General features: G+C 67.7%; 1 protein-coding gene. It reads left to right on the top strand.

The window, feature by feature from the left end; genetic code table 11:
- Positions 1-83 precede the first annotated feature (83 nt).
- The coding region (locus VXC91_RS45195; protein WP_329513146.1) for an IS1634 family transposase at positions 84-1,708 on the top strand (1,625 nt) is incomplete at its 3' end.

Raw genomic sequence — 1,708 nt, forward strand, 5'->3', positions numbered from 1 at the left:
CGGCACGGACCGAAAATGCCTAGTGGCACGATTTGACGTCTACATGCCTATGAGCACTGGTTGATCGTGTAGCGTCTAGTGGCGTGTACGTGAAGACGACGACGAGGCGGAACAAGGACGGGCAGCCGGTCCGCTACCTGCAGCTCGCCCATAACGAGTGGGACCCGGTCGCGGGGCGGTCCCGCACAAAGGTCGTGTACTCCTTCGGCCGCGAGGACCAGCTCGACCGCGCCGCGATCTCCCGCCTGGTCGCCGCCTTGTCGCGGTTGCTGGACCCGGCGCATGCCCTGGCCGCCACCGGGGACGGCGAGCTGACGCTGACCGGCTCCCGCCCGGTCGGCGGCGTGCACGTCCTGGACGGCCTGTGGCACAAGCTCGGCCTCGACGCGGTAATGCGTCGGCAACTCCAGGGCCGACGCCTGGACCCGCGCGTCGAGCGCGTGCTGTTCTCGCTGGTCGCCAACCGTGCCCTGGACGCCTCGAGCAAGCTCGCCGCCACCGACTGGATCGCCCACGACGTCCACATCGACGGTCTGGAAGAGATCAACGACGAGGCGTGCTACCGCGCCATGGACTGGCTTCTGCAGATAGAACCGGAACTCGCCAAGGAGGCGTACTTCCAGGTAACCGACCTGCTGAACCTGGAAGTGGACCTACTGTTCTTCGACACCACCAGCACCTACTTCGAGACCGAGGACGCAGACGAACCTGTCGTCCGCGACGAGAGCGGACGCGTGCTGTCAGAGAATGCCGATCCCGAACTCGTCGCCTCCCACAAGGGCTTCCGCGCCTACGGCAAGTCCAAGGACTCCCGCGACGACCGGCCCCAGGTGGTGGTCGGCATGGCCGTCACCCGTGACGGCATCCCGGTGCGCGTGTGGTCCTGGCCCGGCAACACCGGCGACAGCGACCTGATCCGCCAGGTCAAGAAGGACCTGCGCGAGTGGTCCCTGTCCCGTGTGGTGTGGGTCGCCGACCGCGGCTTCACCTCCGCGGCCAACCGCCGCGCGCTCATGCAAGGAGGAGGCGGCTACATCATCGGCGAGAAGCTCCGCTCGGGCTCCGCCGAGGTCAAAGCCGCGCTCGCCCGTCCCGGACGTTACGCGACCGTGCGCGACAACATGCAGGTCAAGGAGGTCAACATCGGCACCGACGGCCGGTTCGTCATCTGTTTCAACCCCGACCAGGCCACCCGCGACGCCGCCATCCGCGCCCGCCTCGTCGAGCAGCTCGAACAGGCCATCACGGGCACCGACAAGCTGAATGCGGCCGAACGCTCCCACCTGGCCGGGCAGTTGTCTACCAAACCGGGCCTGAAGCGGTTCCTGCGGACCACCCCCGGCGGCCTGCTGCGGGTCGACAAGAAGAAGATCGAAGCCGAGGCGAAGCTCGACGGCAAGTACCTGCTTCGGTCCGCCGACCCCAACTTGTCCGCCGAGGACATCGCCCTGGGCTACAAGCAACTCCTCGAAGTCGAGCGCGGCTGGCGGGACATGAAGCAACTCCTCGACCTCCGTCCGGTCTACCACCGCCGCGAGGACCGCATCCGCGCCCACGTCCTGCTGTGCTGGCTCGCGCTGCTACTGATCCGCGTCGCGGAGAACGCCACCGGCCAGACTTGGAACCGCCTGCGCGCCGAACTCCAGCGCCTGCACGCCGTCACCTACACCGGCCCCGCCGGCACGTTCCGGCAGACCACCGACCTGAC

Source organism: Streptomyces chiangmaiensis, from assembly GCF_036281785.1.
Taxonomy (GTDB): domain Bacteria; phylum Actinomycetota; class Actinomycetes; order Streptomycetales; family Streptomycetaceae; genus Streptomyces; species Streptomyces chiangmaiensis.